This is a genomic window from Duganella sp. LjRoot269, from assembly GCF_964254095.1.
In the GTDB taxonomy this organism is placed as follows: domain Bacteria; phylum Pseudomonadota; class Gammaproteobacteria; order Burkholderiales; family Burkholderiaceae_D; genus Rugamonas; species Rugamonas hordei.
This window is the reverse complement of the sequence record NZ_CAXUSL020000002.1, coordinates 75,313-94,471: the sequence shown is the minus strand read 5'-3', so window position 1 is coordinate 94,471 and position 19,159 is coordinate 75,313. Positions and strand designations below refer to the sequence as shown.

The 19,159-nt window shown below is 59.4% G+C and carries 13 protein-coding genes; 7 read left to right on the top strand and 6 right to left on the bottom strand.

Features of this window, described 5'->3' with window-relative positions:
* The first annotated feature begins 1 nt into the window (after window position 1).
* Genes ACSQ3S_RS33160 through ACSQ3S_RS33150 form a run of 3 tightly spaced genes read left to right on the top strand, consistent with a single transcriptional unit; the run spans window position 2 to window position 1,678 of the window.
* The gene (locus ACSQ3S_RS33160) at window positions 2-514 is read left to right on the top strand and encodes a hypothetical protein (protein WP_436145216.1); all 513 of its coding nucleotides are present in this window, start codon (window positions 2-4) and stop codon (window positions 512-514) included.
* A gap of 11 nt (window positions 515-525) precedes the next feature.
* Window positions 526-1,089, top strand: a complete 564-nt coding sequence (locus tag ACSQ3S_RS33155) for a hypothetical protein (protein ID WP_436145215.1) — start codon at window positions 526-528, stop codon at window positions 1,087-1,089.
* On the top strand, window positions 1,082-1,678 hold the full coding sequence (locus ACSQ3S_RS33150) for a hypothetical protein (protein WP_436145214.1): 597 nt from the start codon (window positions 1,082-1,084) through the stop codon (window positions 1,676-1,678). The genes ACSQ3S_RS33155 and ACSQ3S_RS33150 overlap by 8 nt, the downstream gene beginning before the upstream one ends.
* Window positions 1,679-2,731: 1,053 nt before the next feature.
* On the opposite strand, the gene ACSQ3S_RS33145 is transcribed toward ACSQ3S_RS33150, so the two are convergent.
* The 4 genes from ACSQ3S_RS33145 to ACSQ3S_RS33130 form a co-directional block, all read right to left on the bottom strand.
* On the bottom strand, window positions 2,732-2,881 hold the full coding sequence (locus ACSQ3S_RS33145; protein WP_436145213.1) for a hypothetical protein: 150 nt from the start codon (window positions 2,879-2,881) through the stop codon (window positions 2,732-2,734).
* A 3,789-nt stretch (window positions 2,882-6,670) separates the two neighbouring features.
* A complete protein-coding gene (locus ACSQ3S_RS33140; protein ID WP_436145212.1) occupies window positions 6,671-7,228 on the bottom strand; it encodes a hypothetical protein in 558 nt (185 codons plus the stop codon).
* A 426-nt stretch (window positions 7,229-7,654) separates the two neighbouring features.
* Entirely contained in the window at window positions 7,655-8,788 is a 1,134-nt protein-coding gene (locus ACSQ3S_RS33135; protein WP_436145211.1) for a site-specific integrase, read from the bottom strand.
* Complete coding sequence (locus tag ACSQ3S_RS33130; RefSeq protein WP_436145210.1) at window positions 8,775-9,017, bottom strand: helix-turn-helix domain-containing protein; 243 nt, start codon at window positions 9,015-9,017, stop codon at window positions 8,775-8,777. The genes ACSQ3S_RS33135 and ACSQ3S_RS33130 overlap by 14 nt, the downstream gene beginning before the upstream one ends.
* Window positions 9,018-9,221: 204 nt before the next feature.
* Here ACSQ3S_RS33130 and ACSQ3S_RS33125 point away from each other — a divergent pair, with 204 nt between their 5' ends.
* Window positions 9,222-10,103: a hypothetical protein gene (locus ACSQ3S_RS33125; protein WP_436145209.1), complete on the top strand. Its 882-nt coding sequence runs from the start codon at window positions 9,222-9,224 to the stop codon at window positions 10,101-10,103.
* Here the strand turns inward: ACSQ3S_RS33125 and ACSQ3S_RS33120 are convergent.
* The gene (locus ACSQ3S_RS33120) at window positions 10,094-10,657 is read right to left on the bottom strand and encodes a lytic transglycosylase domain-containing protein (protein WP_436145208.1); all 564 of its coding nucleotides are present in this window, start codon (window positions 10,655-10,657) and stop codon (window positions 10,094-10,096) included. The two genes, ACSQ3S_RS33125 and ACSQ3S_RS33120, sit on opposite strands and share 10 nt — an antisense overlap.
* 151 nt (window positions 10,658-10,808) lie before the next feature.
* Between ACSQ3S_RS33120 and ACSQ3S_RS33115 the strand changes: the two genes are divergently transcribed.
* Entirely contained in the window at window positions 10,809-11,291 is a 483-nt protein-coding gene (locus ACSQ3S_RS33115) for a hypothetical protein (protein WP_436145207.1), read from the top strand.
* A 112-nt stretch (window positions 11,292-11,403) separates the two neighbouring features.
* On the opposite strand, the gene ACSQ3S_RS33110 is transcribed toward ACSQ3S_RS33115, so the two are convergent.
* Window positions 11,404-11,940, bottom strand: coding sequence for a hypothetical protein (locus ACSQ3S_RS33110; protein ID WP_436145206.1), 537 nt, complete (start codon window positions 11,938-11,940; stop codon window positions 11,404-11,406).
* A 204-nt stretch (window positions 11,941-12,144) separates the two neighbouring features.
* Between ACSQ3S_RS33110 and ACSQ3S_RS33105 the strand changes: the two genes are divergently transcribed.
* On the top strand, window positions 12,145-12,960 hold the full coding sequence (locus ACSQ3S_RS33105; protein ID WP_436145205.1) for a hypothetical protein: 816 nt from the start codon (window positions 12,145-12,147) through the stop codon (window positions 12,958-12,960).
* A 169-nt stretch (window positions 12,961-13,129) separates the two neighbouring features.
* Window positions 13,130-19,096: a strawberry notch-like NTP hydrolase domain-containing protein gene (locus tag ACSQ3S_RS33100; protein ID WP_436145204.1), complete on the top strand. Its 5,967-nt coding sequence runs from the start codon at window positions 13,130-13,132 to the stop codon at window positions 19,094-19,096.
* Window positions 19,097-19,159: the final 63 nt, after the last annotated feature.

Genomic DNA, 19,159 nt, shown 5'->3' with positions numbered 1-19,159 from the left:
TTTGAAGGCCATTTTAAAGAGCCGTAATTTCGCGCTGTTCTCGTATGCGTGTATGGCCGTCGTTTTGTGGCTGACGTGGACCCTCGTCGACTATGTGAACGAGAACTTGAATTCCGTGGCAGTCGAGAGGGTAAAGACGGTCCAGGAAGTGAGTGCTCCGTTTGACGTGCACAACCTCTATCCCGTTGAAGTCAAGGCAGCAAAGCTCGGTCCGGTGGCCCAAGCCGGTGATGATATCGACCGTGCATTCCGTAAGGATCCGCCACCGAAGGCGCCTGATCCTGTCGAGCCACCTGAGCCGGACTATTCGGCGCTGCTGCAGCAGTACATGCTTGTTGACGGTATCGGAACCAACGGCGTGTTCATTCATGGGAAGTTCTATTCGGTCGGCGAGGCTGTGCCTGAATATAGCTATCCGATGCGTGGGCGCACGATTGTGCCAGTCGTGGCTTCGATTAGCGGCAATACCGTCGTGATCAAGCACGGTGCTAAAACTGCGGTATTCAAACTGTAAGGCAGGGGCAGATGGATTTCGAAGACTTCAAATACGAATCACCAAACCTGTACCGATTGGCTGTCGGCGGTGGAATTACTGCGGTCGTGATTTTCGCCCTTGCACTGTTCCCAGACGGGGAGTTCGCACGAGCGTCCGGCATTCGGCATATGCAGATCAAGACGGGTGCGCTCAAGAGCGCGCTTTACTGGGAGACGCGTGCCATGTTTCATCCGTCAGACGTTTCCGTACCTGAAGTCGGATTCGGATTTCTCCAGGGGATCGAGTACGACGCTCGGGTTGTGGCAAGCGTGCCTGTCGACAGTGCCTATGTGATGAAGCGCTACCAGCTGGCCGACATCAAGGTCACGAACCTGGTGGGCACGGCCAACATGCTCGCAGCCCTTCGAACAACCGATGCGACTCTCAACGTGTACGGCGACCGTGTCGTCGTCTGGATCGATGAGAAGCCTCTCAACGTAACAATGATCGAGTCCGGCCTGGCAGTGCCGGATCCCAACCCCCCGACGAATATCGTCGACAAAGCGTTCGCAGCTTATTACTGGAGAATTTTCAATGGAGCGTCCAATGGCTAAATTTTTTGATCGTTTAACACAATCTTGTCAATCCGGTGCCAGCGCAGCGGCGCTGGCCGGCCTACTCACGGCTGCCGCGTCTGCCGGCGCGCAGCCGGCCTGGGCGCACCAAGCGCAGGGCTTCCAAAGCAACGGCGCCATCACGGTGAAGTCTCTGTCTGGAGGTGCCTATGGGGCCAAGGAGAACCCGACCGGCGCTGTAGCGAGCGCCAACCAGTCGGCGGTGACGCAGCCGCCCACCGTGATCATTCAGGCTACCGGATCGGCACTCCCTTTCAATTATAAGGATGACTGCTGGCTTTTTTATCCACCAACCGGCTTGAGCTATCAGAATGAGAGTGCGCAAAGAATGGGGCTTGGGAAGATAGATACTTTAAATAACTTTACGGGATTGATCGCAGGTCACGTGACCGGATATACGGCGCTACTTACGATCAGTACAGGGGCGTCGATCTCATCAAGTTCTGTGAACACCATCCTACCTAGCTCGCCCGCAGGTATTTGGGGAACGTGCTCCTCAGCCAGCTCAGGCTATGTATGTCAAGTGATCGCGCTGCCAATTCGAATGGCAACTAAATGTTACCCTTGATCGCTTTGTCAATCCGGTGCCAGCGCGGCGGCGCTGGCCGGCCTACTCACGGCTGCCGCGTCTGCTGGCGCGCAGCCGGCCTGGGCGCACCAGGCGCCGGGCTTCCAAAGCAACGGCGCCATTACGGTCAAATCGCTCGCTGGTGGCGCATATGGCGGCACGGAGAACCCGACCGGAGCTGTGGCCAGGGCTAACCAGTCGGCGGTGACGCAGCCGCCTACCGTTATCATCCAGGCGACCTCTGCCGCGAGCAATCAGATGGTCCCTCTGCTCGGAACGACAAGCACGGCCCCTTCATGCCCTTCGGGCTACCACGCTGTGTGGGCGGCGTCCAGCACCACGTCAGGCTGTACCTTTCCTCCGGTTTTCAACATAGCCGGTTCGCGTTTCAGCTTTTCCATCATGCAGAATGCAGGGGGAGCTACAGCTATCGGCTTTTTACTCGACGGAAATCCGGCTTTTCCGCAAGGCTTCTATTCCCCGTATGCGAATAAATGGACTGGCATGCCTGTAACGATGCTCCAAGTTTGTAGCGGCTCCCCCTCCGATGCATGGAGTGCCACGCTTTGCTCGCAGTAATACCGGTGCCAGCGCGGCGGCGCTGGCCGCGCTGCTCGCTGCAGCGGCGCCAGCTGGCGCGCAGCCGGCCTGGGCGCACCAGGCGCCAGCCTTCCAAAGCAACGGCGCCATCACGGTCAAATCGCTCGCTGGTGGCGCATATGGCGGCACGGAGAACCCGACCGGAGCTGTGGCCAGGGCTAACCAGTCAGCCGTGACCCAGCCACCTACCGTCATCATCCAGGCGACTAGCAGTGCAACGCTGAAGTATCCACTCTTTCGGTCGGAACAAGCACTGCCTTGCCCGACCGGATACTCGCCATTGGTCAGGTACCCAGCGAATATGGGATGCCCATATATTAATGCCGCTGGGAAAGATTTAGCCTTACGGGATGATCGCAGCAGCGTTGGGACTATGGCTGGTTTTACGATCGCCGTAGGGCCGGCCATGTCGGCGCTGGCACCGTCTACGCCCCAGAATTTGGGGCGTGCTCCTCAGCCATCAGGCATGTATGTCGTGATCGCGCTGCTCGTGGCAGCAAGTCCCTTGCTCGCCTTGTCAATCCGGTCGTCGGCCGGCGCCGCGATCGCAGTGGCCAGCCTGGCGGTGCCGGCGCTGACGGCGCCCAGGCTGGCTGGGCGCACCAAGCGGCCGGCTTCCAAAGCAACGGCGCGGTAACGGTCAAATCGCTTGCTGGTGGCTCATACGCAGGCACGCAGAATCCGACCGGAGCAATGGCCAAGGCGAGCCAGTCGGCGGTGACCCAACCGCCCACCGTCATCATTCAGGCTACAGCATCAAATACGCCTATCTGATGATGACGGCCCACATGCACCGGAACTAGGAGGCAATGCAGGAGCCGCTGCGATGTGTTGCCGAGTTCGGACCAGGTTGGATTTGCAGAGGCCGGCAACCAGGCTGGTGTTTTCAACGGGTGGCGCTTTAGCATGGTGAATGAAGCGCCGGCCAGTTTTTACTCCGGTGACGGAACCGGTTCGTCACGGCTCGGCATATGCGGTAACAGCAGGGAATTATTGGAACGCATGCAACGTGCTAATGTTTTAGCGGCTTGCATGGATTATTAGCCGATAGCCTTGTCAATCCGGTGCCAGCGCCGGCGCCTTGCGCGCTGCTTGCGGCCGCAGCTCCAGCCGGTGCGCAGCCGGCCTGGGCGCACCAGGCGCCGGGCTTCCAGAGCAACGGGGCGATCACGGTCAAATCACTCATGGGCGGAGCCTACGGCGGCACAGAGAACCCAACCGGGGCCGTGGCGAGGTCTAACCAGTCAGCGGTCACCCAGCCTCCAACGGTAATAATTCAGGCTACCGGTAGTGCCGTGATTCAACGACACCGCGCTATTTCCGGAAACTTGGGGGGAATCGGGGCTAACGCCAAATGCCAAGCAGAATTCGGGGCGGGTGGAAAATGGTTACACTTGGAAAGTTAACATCCGCCTCAACCTACGCAGCACTCTACGCTGGATAGTCGCTCCCAGTAGCACAGCCAACTCGTGTTCCGGATATACGTCAGCGTCTTTTGCTTCCGGATCAGCACTTCAAGCGTCGGCTGGAAGTGGGAACGCGGATTTGGGTAACGCAGTGCCAACTGCTCACGCCGATTCCCATTGTCTGCTCGAGATATCTCCTTGTCAATCCGGTGCCAGCGCCGGCACCATTGCTGCGCTGCTGGCGGCCGCAGCCGCCGATGCGCAGCCGGCCTGGGCGCACCAGGCGCCGGGCTTCCAGAGCAACGGGGCGATCACGGTGAGATCACTCGGCGGTGCCTACGGCGGCACCGAGAACCCAACGGGCGTGGCGAGGTCTAGCCAGTCAGCGGTCACCCAGCCGCCTACGGTCATCATCCAGGCCACAGCAGGTGGCAAGCAATCGTATGTCACCACTCGCCGGTACAACGGAAACCTTGGCGGGGCAGTGGGCGCGAATGCAAAATGCCAGCTGAATTCGGAAGCGGGTGGCGATTCGCGTGGACCGGCCTGAGCATGTCATGCCGTCGGGAACGATTACGCAATCGTGGATTCAGGATTCAGCGACACAGGTCGTCAGATTGCGTTGGTTGGACCAGTTCCGCCCAATCGACAGGCACTACGACCAATGGCATGTAGCAATGGGAACAATCTCTATGGTCAAGCATGTGTAACTGCGCACCAATACTTGCACGAATATCTGGCGCTTTGTCAATCCGGTGCCAACGCGGTGCCCTGATTGCCCTTCTGTCCGGAGCTTCGCCAGCCGGCGCGAAGCCTGCCTGGGCGCACCAGGCGCCGGGCTTCCAGAGCACGGCGCCATGAGTAGGTCGCTCCAGGGGCTGGCGGCACCGGAACCCGACTGGAGTTTAGCCAAGGCCAACCAGTCAGCGGTAACTCAGCCCCAACGGTATCATCAAGCAACGGTAACACCTATCCAAGCGATCCAAGTCGTAGTCGGCTCTCCCGTAATCCCTACGTGCCCTGCGGTGCGGAGGTCACCAAATTGAAGTGTACCCCGGAGGGCACGTAGGGATTACGGGAGAGCCGACTACGACGATTGGATACGCTTGTTGATCTGTTACCTGTTGCCTGAATGATGACCGTTGGTGGCTGAGTTACCGCTGACTGGTTGGCCTTGGCTAAAGCTCCAGTCGGGTTCTCGGTGCCGCCATATTCCCCCCTGAGAGCGACCTGACAGTCATGGCGCCGTTGCTCTGGAAGCCCGGCGCCTGGTGCGCCCAGGCAGGCTGCGCGCCGGCTGGCGAAGCTCCGGACAGCTGGGCAATCAGTGCACCGCGTTGGCACCGGATTGACAAGGCTATTACTCGAGCAAAGTGGCAGCATCGGAACGCTACAAACTTGGAGCATCGTTCAGGCATGCCGTCCATATTCGCACACGGGGAATAGCTTGCGGGAGCCGGTTCCTCAGTAACGCCGACTGGCTCTCCCTGCATTCTGCATGATGGAAAAGCTGAAACGGAACCGGCTATGTTGAAAGGAGGAAAGGTACAGCCTGACGTGGTGCGGACGCCGCCCACACAGCGTGGCCCGAAGGGCATGAGGGGCCGTGCTTGTCGTTCCGAGCAGAGGGATCATCTGATTGCTCGCGGCAGAGGTCGCCTGGATGATCACAGTTGGCGGCTGAGTCACCGCCGACTGGTTAGCCCTGGCCACAGCTCCGGTCGGGTTCTCCGTGCCGCCATATGCACCTCCGGCGAGCGATTTGACCGTGATAGCGCCGTTGCTCTGGAAGCCCGGCGCCTGGTGTGCCCAGGCCGGCTGCGCGCCGGCCGACGCGGCAGCCTGAGTAGGCCGGCCAGCGCGCCGCGCTGGCACCGGATTGACAAGGCTATTTGGAGCAAAGGACTGCTGGCCACGCACACCGAACCCGTACGAGCCCACTAAGACGTTGGCGTCGAACCGCAATTCAGAAAGGACGTGAAATTACTGGCGGAACCGGAGGTTCCTGTAGAAATTCAAAATAAGATCCTGCCGGAATGATCCTGGTGCTTCCGAGTTGTCCAACCAGACCGGTGAAGCTATTGGGCTGTCGATCATTTCCTGGGTACCCGCCCAGAGTGGCGACCGGTGGCAACGGCAGGGTCTTTTCCGACCGACAAAGTAGCAATCGTAGTGTAGTTGAGACACCGCTGATGTGGCTTGGATGATGACGGTAGGTGGCTGGGTGACAGCGGACTGGTTTGCCTTGGCCACGGCGCCAGTCGGGTTCTGCGTGCCGCCATAGGCGCCTCCAGCAAGCGATTTGACGGTGACTGCGCCGTTGCTCTGGAAGCCCGGCGCCTGGTGCGCCCAGGCCGGCTGCGCGCCGGCCGGAGCGGCCAGCGAGCAGCGCAGCCAGCGCCGCCGCGCTGGCACCGGATTGACAAGGCAGATTATGGACTCGAAGACATTGGATCGGCTGAGCAGTTGGCATTGCGTTACTCCAAATCGCGGCGTTCCCACTTCCAGCCGACGTTGAAGTGCTGACCCGGAAGCAAAAGACGCTGACGTATATCCGGAACACGAGTTGCTGTGCCACTTGGAACAACTATCCAGCCGTAGAGGCTGCGTAGTTGAGGCGGTGAACTTTCAGTGTAACCATTTTCCATCCCGCCCCGAACTCGGCTTCGCATTGGCGGCCCCGGCGATTGCCTCCAAGTTTCCGGAATATAGCGCGGTGGTCGTCTCGAATGCCACGGCATTATCTGTAGCCTGAATGATTACCGTGGGCGGCTGGGTGACCGCCGACTGGTTAGCTCGCCGCGGCGCCTGTCGGGTTCTGCGTCCCGCCGTAGGCGCCGCCAGCAAGCGATTTGACAGTGACCGCCCCGTTGCTCTGGAAGCCCGGCGCCTGGTGCGCCCAGGCAGGCTGGGCGCCGCTCGCGCCGGCACCGCAGGCTGCCACTGCGGCAAGCGCGCCGGCGCTGGCACCGGATTGACAAGGTGATCATGGATAGCATTTGGTTGCCAGAGCAATGGGCATTGATTGCGCAATGAAAATAGGATTATTGCCTGCGGATAGACTGTTGAAGCTGGAAGCTACGCCATTGAACGTCGGTGTTGATCCATTCGGACCGCCTGTTGCCAGTGCTAACAGGTACATCGCGCCAACCATCGCCTGGCCATTTATGTATTGGGCAGCAAATCCAGTGAACGACGTGGGAGTGGGCAATTTTCCAATGCCAATCGCATTCCCACCTGTCGGTCCATACAGGATGTAGCAGTCGGTCCCGTAATTGAAGAAGCCGCTGGAGGTCGCTTGAATGATCACCGTCGGCGGCTGTGTGACCGCAGATTGGTTGACCCGGGCCACGGCCCCGGTCGGGTTCTCCGTGCTGCCATAGGCTCCGCCAGACAGTGACTTGACCGTGAGGGCCCCATTGCTCTGGAAGCCCGGCACCTGGTGCGCCCAGGCGGGCTGCGCATCGGCCGGGGCGGCCGCTGCCAGCAGGGCGGTCAGCGCGGCGGCGCTGGCACCGGATTGACAAGGCGCTACCACCTTCACGATTCCTGAGTTTGCTCAACATGCCTGGTTAGAGCAGGCGCACCATTACTGTGAATGTAGGTGACCGCCATGCTTGTATTTTCAATAGAACTGATTTGTGATGGTCGCCGCAAGTGCGGGGGCGGTCCCACAATCTCGGGTGAGGCGGCGCCAAGGTTGGTTACAGTCCTCGGGCGCAGCTGGCCGGAGTGTCACGCGCTCGCCAGAAAGGCGGGCTGGTTGATCACAGTATCGGAACAGTTATGTCCTCGCTGTGCACAGGATAAGCATACGAGGCGGCAAGTCGCCGCATAACGCTATTCCTCCAAAATTCATTGCATATCCCGCTCTGGGCGGATGCATATGTGTCCAAATTTCAAAGCGGTCGCCGGGGGAGAATCGGGCCCGGAGTATCTGCCGGGCTAACACTCTATCGAAAATATTGTGTTAAACGCCGTGCTCGAGCTGTAGCGGGTCGATCATGACGATGCGACTTTCGTCGACGAGTTCCAGATATTGGTCCGGAGGAGGGATCACCGCTTGGGCGCGCATAGCGTTCAGAATCGCGCGCATCAACGTATCCTGGGCAGACCGTATCGCTCTTTCCTCTGTGGTGCCGAAAGCTTCGAGCTCGTCGAAGTCCAGAAGCCGCACCTTATACCCAGCATCGGACCGGTCTAAGGTGGCGGGATACGGAATCATATTATTTAGGACGGTGAGCTTGCCTCGGTGTTTGGTGCCTTCAAGCTTTCGCACAAGTCTTTGAGTTCGAAGGTGCGTATATCGCTTTAACATGGCCAAACTTTTGTGACCACTGATCGCAGCGATTTCCATAATGTCGAGCGTGCCAAGTTCGAACAGCCGGGTTATTGCTTCGTGCCTTAAATCGTGAAAATGCAGGTCCTTAATTCCCAGTTTGATCGTCATATACCGCCAGGTGGACTTGAACCCGTCGGAGGTATAACCGAAAACCTTTCCCGATGATTTTATGCCGTACTTGATAAGCGTTTCTCTTGCGCGAGTTGACAGCGGTACATCGCGCTTAGATCCGTTCTTCGTTTCTGGTAAATGAGCAATGCCGACTTTTAAATTGACATTAGACCAGTCCAGATTAAGTATTTCACTCTGTCGCATTGCCGTCTCTAGCGCCAAAACAATAATCGTATAAAGCGATTGGTTTGGGTGATTGTGTGCGTAACGAAGAATTTGACGATCTTCGCGCGGGGACAGTCGGCGATCCCTACCTGGCGGCGGTTTTGGTTTTCGGACTTTCTTGACCGGGTTATCGTCGCAGAGCCCCCACTCAATACGGGCGATCTCGAAGAAGCTTGAGAGCAGCGACATCTCAAGGCGAACCGAAGAGGTCGCCATAGGCTTCTTCGTCCGAGGATTGATATTGGTCAGCCGTTCATCGCGATAAGTAGCGATATCGACGCTGGTAATTTCTCGAACGATTTTCTCGCCCAAAGGACTTCTTGCCAGTTGTTCAACCCTGAAGCGTTCTTGCGAGTACCCTTTCTTAAGGATCGAGACCCGAGAGCGATAGAGCTCCAGGCCTTCTTTCAAACTAAGATTTGCCATCAATTGTTCTTATTAGTTTTTCCATTGCCAAAATCAAGTCCGAAGGTTTTGTGTCCAGCGCGTCGCACAGAGCGATGATCGTGTCGAGGGTCGGAGAGCGCTTTCCTAGTTCTAAAAGTGATATATATGTTCGATCCAGCCCTGCCATGAATGCAACTTCGGCTTGGAACTTGTTTTTCTTTTTTCGGTGACGTCGGAGCACTTCCCCGAATGCTTCATTGGGTGTCATGTTTAGCGAAACCCATCAACGTTGCCCTCTGTCGCAAGGTCGTGGATTCTAATTTTCATAATCTTGTGATTCTGGGCAAAGAAGTCGCAACCGCAAACCGCCAATAGTCGGAATACGTTGTCCGTTTAGAAATAACACGGGAATTTTTATGTCATGAGGTCCTTTTGAGCCGAGCTGCTGGAGCAGGCGGGCCAGCAGCTGGTGGTGGCTGTGACCAGCGTCGTGCGGCCCTGGCCGGCGGCGATCGAGGATCTGGCGGTGATCAGGGGGTGGGGTGTGCCCGGCGCCGGCGGCGGCCGGCCAGCAACTGGCGTGCCTGGGCGCGATATTTGTGAGACGGCGAACATCTCAGGTAAACTGGGTCCGTTAGACACAAACATCTCAATCCCCATGAAGTATCTGCTCTGCATGTTGTTGTCGGCATTTGCGGTCACCGCCTCGGCAGCTGATTCTCCGATTCAATTGCTGAAAGACCAGGCTCCCGAGCTCTACAAGCTGTACCAACGCAACGCAGCGTATCAGCCTGCGTTCGCACAATACGCACAAAGACAGGGATTTCGCGGCCCGGTTGAGCAGCTCGCAACTGTGGTACATGAACTGATCCACATCGAGTCGGCGGTGCACGCTGGATTCTTCATTGGAGGCACGTACTATGAGCCATACCTACGCGCGGATGCTTGGCCTGCTTTGTCTAATGCTCAAGTGGCAGGTGAAATGCAACCTCAAGAAAAAGGTAATATTTATCAGTTTTACGTGTTAAATTCACCTAAGAACACAATTGCAAATGTTATTGACGAATTAAACGCGTATTCGCAAGTTGCGACGTTCATTTGCAGGAATGAAGCGCCATCTGGGGATAAGCAGGTGCGGAATATGATCGGCCATCTGAATTTGCTTGAGGCATATTTCAGAACCTTGAGATCAAAAATCCCCGATGGTTATAGAGGACTTGCGCGCAATCGCGAAGCCAGAGGGGCCGTGGCGACCATTGTTTCAAATACAAGGGTCGCGCTTGGAAATTGCGGTGTGGATGTCCGGCAAATTCCTCGGCAAGAAGCCGACTTTTTCTTAAACAATCAGTTTTGAAACTGGTTCGCTGCAAGAAAGTCGGGCGTTGCCCATACGGGGCGATCTGAATGCCTTTTTGAGATAGGCATCCCTTTTACTGCATTCGGCCCAAGCGCTGTGCCGACTACTTTGTCGACGTAGCTTGACTTGCCATTCTCCGGTTGAAATCCCCGAATAAAGTTTCCGCTGTAATAGCAGCTAAATGCTCTTCTCAGCGCCACTTGGTTATTGCCTTCCGTCTTGGAAGCATTCACATAACAGGCTTCTAGTATCTTTGATCCCGTGCGAACGTTTGTACATCCATCGAACGCGCTCTGTATAGTCAAACCGTACTTTTTGAAGTTGTGCTTATTCACTTGCATAAAGCCGACCGAGTAGTTCTTTCCCTCACGCTCTAGCTGTTCGACGGCGCGGACGGCATCGGCCAGGTTCTTAGGCTGCGCGTCAAGCCGACCGTTGACCACAGCAATTGCGTATGGGTTGAAGCTGGATTCGATATGCGCGAGTGCTCGTAGCGTCTGGGGGTTGACCGAGGCTCCGCACTGAACCGCAAGTTGTGAAAAGTCTGCCATGTCGGGTGATCTAATGGGATAAGGATAGTTTCGTATTATAGCTATAGTTTGTCACTGAAAAGCAATCTCCATGCGCCGGTGGCGATCGCGGATCTGGCTGTGACCAGGTGTTGGCGTTGGCGCGGCGCCGGCGGCGGCCGGCCCGCAGCAGGTGCGCGCCCGGGCGTGGTGCTGGCCAGCGTCGGTACCGCGGCGCGCCGGCGGCGCGTGCGCGCCGGCCGCCGCCGACCTGGTGCTGCAGCTGAAAGAGGCGCCGGCCGGCGCCGAGCTGGTGGAGCAGGTTGGGCAGCAGCTGGTGATGGCCGTGGCCAGTGCCGCGCTGCGCGCGCCGGCGGCGATCGGGGATCTGGCGGTGATCAGGTGTTGGCGTTGGCGCGGCGCCGGCGGCGGCCGGCCCGCAGCTGGTGTGTGCCCGGGCGTGGTGCTGGCCAGCGTCGGTACCGCAGCGCGCCGGAGGCGCGGGCATGGCGGCCGCCGTCGACCTGGTGCTGCAGCTGAAGGAGGCGCCGGCCGAGCTGTTGGAGCAGGCGGGCCAGCAGCTGGTGTGTGCCCGGGCGTGGTGCTGGCCAGCGTCGGCACCGCGGCGCCGGCGGCGCGTGCACGGCTGCGGCCGTCGACCTGGTGCTGCAGCTGAAGGGGGCGCTGGCCGGGCGCCGAGCTGCTGGAGCAGGCGGGCCAGCAGCTGGTGATGGCCGTGGCCAGCGCCGAGCTGTGCACGCCGGCTGCGATCGGGGACTTGGCGGTGATCAGGTGTTGGCGTGTGCCCGGCGCCGGCGGCGGCCGGCCAGCAGCAGGTGCGCGCCGGCCGCCGCCGACCTGGTGCTGCAGCTGAAAGAGGCGCCGGCCGGCGCCGAGCTGGTGGAGCAGGTGGGCAGCAGCTGGTGATGGCCGTGGCCAGTGCCGCGCTGCGCGCGCCGGTGGCGATCGCGGATCTGGCTGTGACCAGGTGTTGGCGTGGGCCCGGCGTCGGCGGCGGCCGGCCAGCAGCAGGTGTGTGCCCGGGCGTGGTGCTGGCCAGCGTCGGTACCGCGGCGCGCCGGCGGCGCGTGCGCGCCGGCCGCCGCCGACCTGGTGCTGCAGCTGAAAGAGGCGCCGGCCGGCGCCGAGCTGGTGGAGCAGGTTGGGCAGCAGCTGGTGATGGCCGTGGCCAGTGCCGCGCTGCGCGCGCCGGCGGCGATCGGGGATCTGGCGGTGATCAGGTGTTGGCGTTGGCGCGGCGCCGGCGGCGGCCGGCCAGCAGCTGGTGTGTGCCCGGGCGTGGTGCTGGCCAGCGTCGGTGCCATCAAATGTCAAAAACAGCCCGACGCACATTCCGTCAATTTCCACAACAAATTTGCAACCGCGCCATCGAACAAATTTTATGATTCGATCACCGGTGAACGCGATGCGCGGACATCAAATGGTTTGAGAAATTTCATATTCAAAAAGACATCGTCGTGGGCCCAGACGCTGCTCTTCGATCCGGGCCATTTTTGAAAGGACACATCATGTTCGGTAATATTCGCGGCAATAACTCGGCAACCACCTGGGTGAACTACAACGGCAAACTGGGCCTGTTCACCATCGACCACAACTCGCAAAACACCGAAGGCAGCTTCCGTGAGCACACTACCACGACCGGCCGCAAGGTGTACAAGGAAGAATATCCTGACCTGATCTCCGCGTTCGTGCGCCGCGTGATGATCCGCGAAGAAGACGTCTACCAGAAGCCCGGTGAAAAAGAACACAAGATCTGCGTTTCGGTGCGCAGCCCGGAAGGCAAGGACGCGGTCATCAAGTTCAGCATGGGCAGCTCCGCCCTGCAGGTGCTGGGCGCCATCAACGCAGCTGACCCGAGCCAGCCGATCACCCTGAAGAGCTACCTGTTCCCCAAAGGCTCGACCGGCAAAGGCAAGGAGGGCGAAGAAGTCGTCCGCGAGAAGGACGAAGTGCGTCTGGTGGGTTACCAGGGCGAGCAGAAGCTGGCCAATAAGTACGGCGATGATCCGAACGTCCAGATCCCGCGCGCCGAGAAGATCGAAGTGACCAATCCACGCACCGGCGCCATCATCGACACCGTCCTGGACTTCACCAATCAGCACGAATTCATCCTGGCCCTGGCGAAATCGGTGGACGAGAAGGTCAAGTCGGCCTCCGGCCGTCAGCCAGCTCCATCGGCACCATCGTCGACTCCGGCACCGGCCGCAGCCGCTGACGACGGCGAAACCCCGCTGGCCGCCGCCGATCTGCTGCTGGGCGACGACGACGGCGGCATCGCCGACGAAGAAGCATTCGCCAGTGCGCATTCGCCTTCGGCCGGCTAAGATTCTCCAACTACCAGCAGGTGGTTTTTTGACCCGCGTCTTGCCGACGCGGGTTTTTTTTTGGGGGACTCGTGATTTCAGAAGAATGCGCAACCACGCCTCAGCTTACCAGATAACGTAGCGCCATCGACAGAGTTGTCGCTCTGTCCGCAATTGCACAGGAGAAGAAATGCCCACTTGGTTCGAACTCGGAAAGCAAAATGTGAAGCTGCGCTTCGTGAAGGAGAAAGGCTTCAAAGAAAATCTCCTCGTCTTGTTGGGCGTTGCGCAGGGTACGCGTGAATGGGACCTGTGTCAGGAAACCCCTCTGAATTTCAAGCCGTCGCCAACCGGTAAGGCCGTGCTGGTGCGCACCTTTTCCCCGACCAACACTCCCAAGCTTGCCGACTTCCGCGCAGTGTTCCCGCAAGCGCGCCTGGTCGAAATCGCCTCGTCCCAAGACGTGCGCTTGCGATTGGAGGGGGGCGTCAAGCTGTCCCCGCTCGAGATGGCCGTCGCCGCCGCCATGCGCGTCGCCGCGCCGGTCGGCGTGAACCTGGATGGACACCGTGTATTTGAACGTCCCGAAGGATCTCGTTTCGTCGTGGATATGGAGGGCAGCCGCATCGAGTCAGAGCAGCTCCAGAACGCGCAAGTCCTCAAGGCGGACGATTCCAACCTGGTCGCATGCGTCCGCGGCTTTATCATGGGTTTGACAACCGGCCAGCACGCAGATGTGGCCGATGTGAACCGCTTCGTGGATGTGATGTACGGCCGGGGCGCCTCCCTCGACCAGCGCAAGGTGGAGTTGGTCACCCAGCTGATCGAGACACAAATGGCCGCCCGCGTTATGGAGCGCCACGGCGTGGCCGGTGACGGCGCATATCGGGAGGCGCAGCTCCTGTACGAAAATTCGCCACCTCTGCCGGCGGTACGCCGTGGTCCAGGCGCGGTGCCGTTACCGCTTGCAGTGTCGATCCAGGAATTGATCCGTGCTTACGGCGGTGAGGGCCAGATTCCACTTTACGTTCCGGCGCTGTACGACGGCGCCCTGGTGAACCTGCTCGGACCTTCCTACCTCGTTCTGACGGATCCGGTACACCCGGATTCGCGCGACGCTGAGTTGCGCGCGCAGATTCATCCGGCCATCTCGCTCGTGGAGCGATCGCCCAACGAATCTGTTCCCCCGCACCGCCAATCCGTGTTGAACATCGACGATGTGGGAGCGGACACGCTGGCGAGCCTGAGGCGTGACCTCGGAAAGCGTCACGTGAATGGGCTATCGCTTGTGTTAATGCCGGAATCTGTGATGGAACAGGATGGAGAGCGCGCAGCGGAGAAGGAGCGCGTGGGTGCCTTTTTGCAGGGACTGCAAGGCGACTATGACGTCTTGGGAATCGGGCTGCTTTCGCCCGTAATGCGACGCAAGCTCAACGTGGCGCCCGCACTGATGGTTGTGGCCGTGGGCCGGCGATTTAGCCAGAAGGAGAAGCAGCTTCGCGCCGATGACTGGGTGCCGCGCAAGGTCGACTCGATGTTCGACTGGGATGCCGTGCGCGCGTTCACTAACGACGTCCTGGTCCGTGTGCACGAATCGGCCGGCCATAAGTTGACTGCGGATGAGGAAGCCGCGCTTCGCGCCAACGAGAGCGCGGAAAACAGCTACCAGCTGCCCTACGAGTCATTCTCGGCAAATGGTGCTGTTGAACTTATGATCCCGCGCAATCTGGCTGGTCCGACCTACAAGGCCCTCCAAGGTATGCAGGATCGCGTCGGAAATCTGGACGAGTATGTGCGCAACGCAATTGGCTTCACTGACGAGCAGTATTCCTATTTGGCGCCGGAGCAGGTCGACGCAGCCGCACTGATGGTGGGAGCGATTGATCGCAATAAAGGTTTCGTGCTGGGGGACCAAACCGGCGCCGGCAAGGGCGTAACTCTGGCCACGATGGTGTCCTACGCCTGGAAGAGGGGCCTGCCCGTCATCTTTGTTACAAAGCAGGACAATCTGTTTTCGGATTTCTATCGCGACCTGAAAAAAACTGGCTTGCACAATCAAATGCGCGCACTGGTGCTCAACCACACGGCTCAGGTGATAGACCAGTTTTCCGATGGGCTGGATCGGGTTGCGTACGGAGTCTCGCGCAAGAAGTTCTTGGAGAACTATCAGTTTGGACTGGAAGGCTTTGACAGCCCGAACTTGGTCTTTTGCACTTACTCCCAGTTCAGCCAAGGCAGCGAGTCCGAGAAAAGTGAGTGGATCCGTTCAATTGCCTCCCAGGCAGTCATCATTTTCGACGAAGCTCACATTGCCGCAGGTGACACTTCCCAGTTGGGGCACGTGTGCACGCAGATCGCCAACGCCGCTAAAGGTGTCTTGTATTCGTCGGCAACCTGGTTGAAGGACGCGCGCCAGATGGCGTTCTACGGACGCATGTTGCCCAGCTCGATCGACACCACAATGGTCTCGGAAGCGATGCAGGCCGGTGGTGAGAGTATCCAGGAGGTCTTCACGTCCATGCTTGCCGAGGATGGGCTGTTTATTCGCCGCGAACGCGATGCGTCCACCATGGATATCACAATGACGGTAGACGATGCGCGCATCAATGCCAATGAACGCATCTCTGATCAAGTGGCGCTGATCTTACAGGGATTGCAGCGCTTGTGCGGCGTCACCGACCAGGTGGGCCGACGTCTGACGCGCGCACAGGTTTATAAGCTCGACGCCGCGCAGAAGATCATCGCGGCCGCGCTCGCTCGCGCGCAAGCGGCATCGCGCGCGAGCGTTGATTCTCTGGAGGCACGCCGGCCGTTAGATAGTCAGGTGGCTGCGGAAAGCGAAGGTGATCAGCTCCACGAAGCAGCTGCGCGCCAAGCCGCGGCGCAATTAGTGGCGGGGCAAGCGCAGCGTGCAATCGAAGCTGAGCAGCAGCTCGCCACAGACGCGCCGCAGGGCAATGCCGAGCTGCTCGATTCAGCGCTCGCGCAAAATACGCTCAATGCCGATGCACTGGCCGTTGAGCGCGCCGAAGCATTATTGGACGGCGCGGATATCGTCGAAGGTTCGCTTCAGAGCATCCTCGACTTGCGCATGGAAGATCTGGGCCTGACAGGCGACCAGGCCGCTCGCATCACCGCTGACCTGGGCGCCCTCGGTTCCGATGCCGCAGCGACTGCTCGGCTGCAGGCTGAAATGCGCCGCATTAAAATGCTCGTCAACGGCGTCAAGACGCAGACCACTGCATTTGGCAGCTTGTTGTTTGCGACGCAGCGAACGCTTAACGTAGCGCTTCAAGCACGATTCGCCGGCGAGCGTGCTGTGGAGAAGATCCGCGAAGGAAAGAAGCCGATCATCTTCCTCGAGCAGACATTTGAGCAGCGCATCAAGGAAGCGCTGGACGAAGCCGACGCAGTGAAAAACGATGACGGCACCTACAATATTCGGCCTCAGACGCTGAAGCGCACCTTGCGCTCGATGTATGACACCGTGGTGCGTATGAGCCATGTCGATGCAGACGGCAATCGCATAGAGGGCACCGTGATGGAATCGCAGTTCATGGCATCCGTGGTTGAGAAGCAGGCGATCCAGGAAGGCCTGGCGACGCTCGACGAGATGATCGACGAATTGCCTGACGACCTGTATTGCTCACCAATCGACACCATCTGCCACGCTATCAGATCTGCTGGCTACACGGTCGGTGAAGCGACCGGGCGCAAATACAAGGTCGTCGATATGCAGGACGACTACTGGGTGGTGGCGCCACGCAGTGCCCAGGAGTGCAAAATCACAAACATCGAGAGGGGCTTCAATTTCGGTGGCTACGATGCACTCGTAGGCAACAAGGCAATGTCAACGGGGATGAGCCTGCACGCGTCGGCGGAATTTTCGGATCAGCGGCAGCGCTCTGAGATGTTCTGCCAGGTCTTCGCCGATATCGTCGACTACGTGCAAGCGATTGGGCGCGCCGACCGCCGCGGGCAGATCCTGCCACCCGAAGTCGAGATGCTCGCCTCTGGCCTCCAATCCGAGGCACGGATCATGATGGTGCACTATGGCCATTTGCGTAAGCTTTATGCTTCTGCGACGAGCAACAGATCGAGCCGCTTCGAGTTGCATGATTTGCCTGACCTGTTCAACAGCGTTGGCGACGCTTCTGTGCGGGACTTTTTGCAGGCGAATCCAGGCATTGCAACCCGCCTGGGCGTGCCATTCCAATCGTTCATGCCAATAGCTGTGCACCAGGACGGAACCGAAGTCAATGCGCCGATGCACGGGCTGGCCAAGCGAGTGGTTTCGCGCCTGGATCTGCTTCCGGACAAGGAGTCCCGCACGGTCTACCAGGAGATCACCTACAACTTCAACGAAGTCGTGGCGGAACTGGACGAACAGGGGATCAATCCGCTGCGTACCAACATCCTGGACATGGCCCAGTGGGATGCCGCAGCGATTACGGGGGCAGAAGATCTGCTGCCGGCCCGTTTGAACGAACAGGGTGAAGTGGATTCAGTGTTCGACGAGTCCGTGGAGCTGCAGACGTTGACCGTACGGCGCAACGTTGCTGCGCGGCGCTGGGATGATGTTCTCTCCGAGATCGAGCGACACACCCACGCGATGTTCTTCAGCTCGCGCCGCGCGCGCGAGGCCGGTGAGACTCCCGACTTTGTGCCGGACAACTCTGTGCCTGCTATCTATGTATCAAGTGGAGTCGAAACGCACGGCCCGGTGTTGGCCGCGCTGCGCATGTTGCCCTCTGGGTTGCGTGATCGTGTCTCGAAGATGTTTGACGCGATGTTGGTGATGATGCGCTCCTCGGATGCCGCGCGCGCCGGCGCGAATCAAACCATCGATGAGTCCCGCACAACTGACGAGAGCGGCAACAGCTTGGTCACCCCGACGGAAGTGGTCCAGCGCCGTCGCGCGTGGCTTCTCGGCCACCTCCAGCATTTCATGCCCGGGCAATACGTGGTGGTGCGCGAGCGAACTTTTGGCATGGGAGAAGACCGCATCCTCAAGGGCGTAGTTACGTCCCTGACCTTGCCGCCGCGTGGGCGCGAGACTAATCTGGCACGATGGGTGTTGACCATTCAGATGGCCGGCTGGACCGCACCTGAACGATTTACGCTTGCCGATCTGTACAAGAAGCATTTCACGGGCTTGGACCTCTGGCTGCCTGGCGCGGCCAGGATAGAGGATGGACTTCTGTCTCGCACCGTGCAAGAGGAATTCGACGGCTTTATAGATCGCGAGCATGTCGGGAAGCGTTACGTTTTGTGCGGGAACCTGTTCCGCGCCGCATCGATCGCGGCGAAGCACAAGATCGGCGCCGGCGCCGTCCTACAGATGCTGTCGGAAGCGCCTCGCCGCGTGATCAGTGTACGGCCGTCGATGACGAAGGAGAGCATCTATTCGACGGTGCCGGTTGAGCTGTCGCCAGAGGGCGTGACATTGCTGTTCCGCACCACCTGGTCGGGATTAGATCGTCCTCCCAGCCAGAATGCAAGGTATTGGCAAGACTTCCTGCGCTCCGGCTTGGAGAGCCGTGGTTTGCACTCCGACACGCAGGCAAAGAATTCGGATGTGTCGCTGTATTGGCTTCCGACCCGTTTCAACTACGGGGACGACTTGGCGGAAGAGATGGGTATTGGCGTGCAGATGCCCGTTCCGGATGCAGACGGAGGCCAGGAACATTTGCTGGCAGGTATTGGCGCCCGCATCCGTAAAACGCGGCTGGATCGCGAAGCGCAGGTCGCGCTAGCCCAGGCCGTGAACGCTGAACTGGGGGAGAAGGCTGTCACGGTCATACGCGGCAAACAGACCTCAGCCACGGCGCGCATGCTGCTTCGATTCGCCGGTGAGGACGGGGCGCGGGATTCGGACGAGGTGATCCGCCGAAAGATCAACGTCTTCACCAGACACGTGGTCGAGGCCACAGGCTATCGGAAGTTCTATTCGACCTCGCCGGCGATGCGGCTGCTGGCGATGGCCGTGACGGAGCGTTCCAGGGAACAGTCGCGCTCGCTCCGACAAGCTGCGGATGAAGCGCGGTTGATGCGGGCGCAGATGCGCCGGTTGACGCTCTCCGACGGTGAGGAACTGGTCGACGATGCGGGCCACGATGAGGAAGATCTGGATGAACCTGGACAGCGTGCGGCGTAACTGTGGCGAGACGCTTGCCCGACTGGGTATACTGTCCCAAGAGCATCCGGAATGGATTGTCCT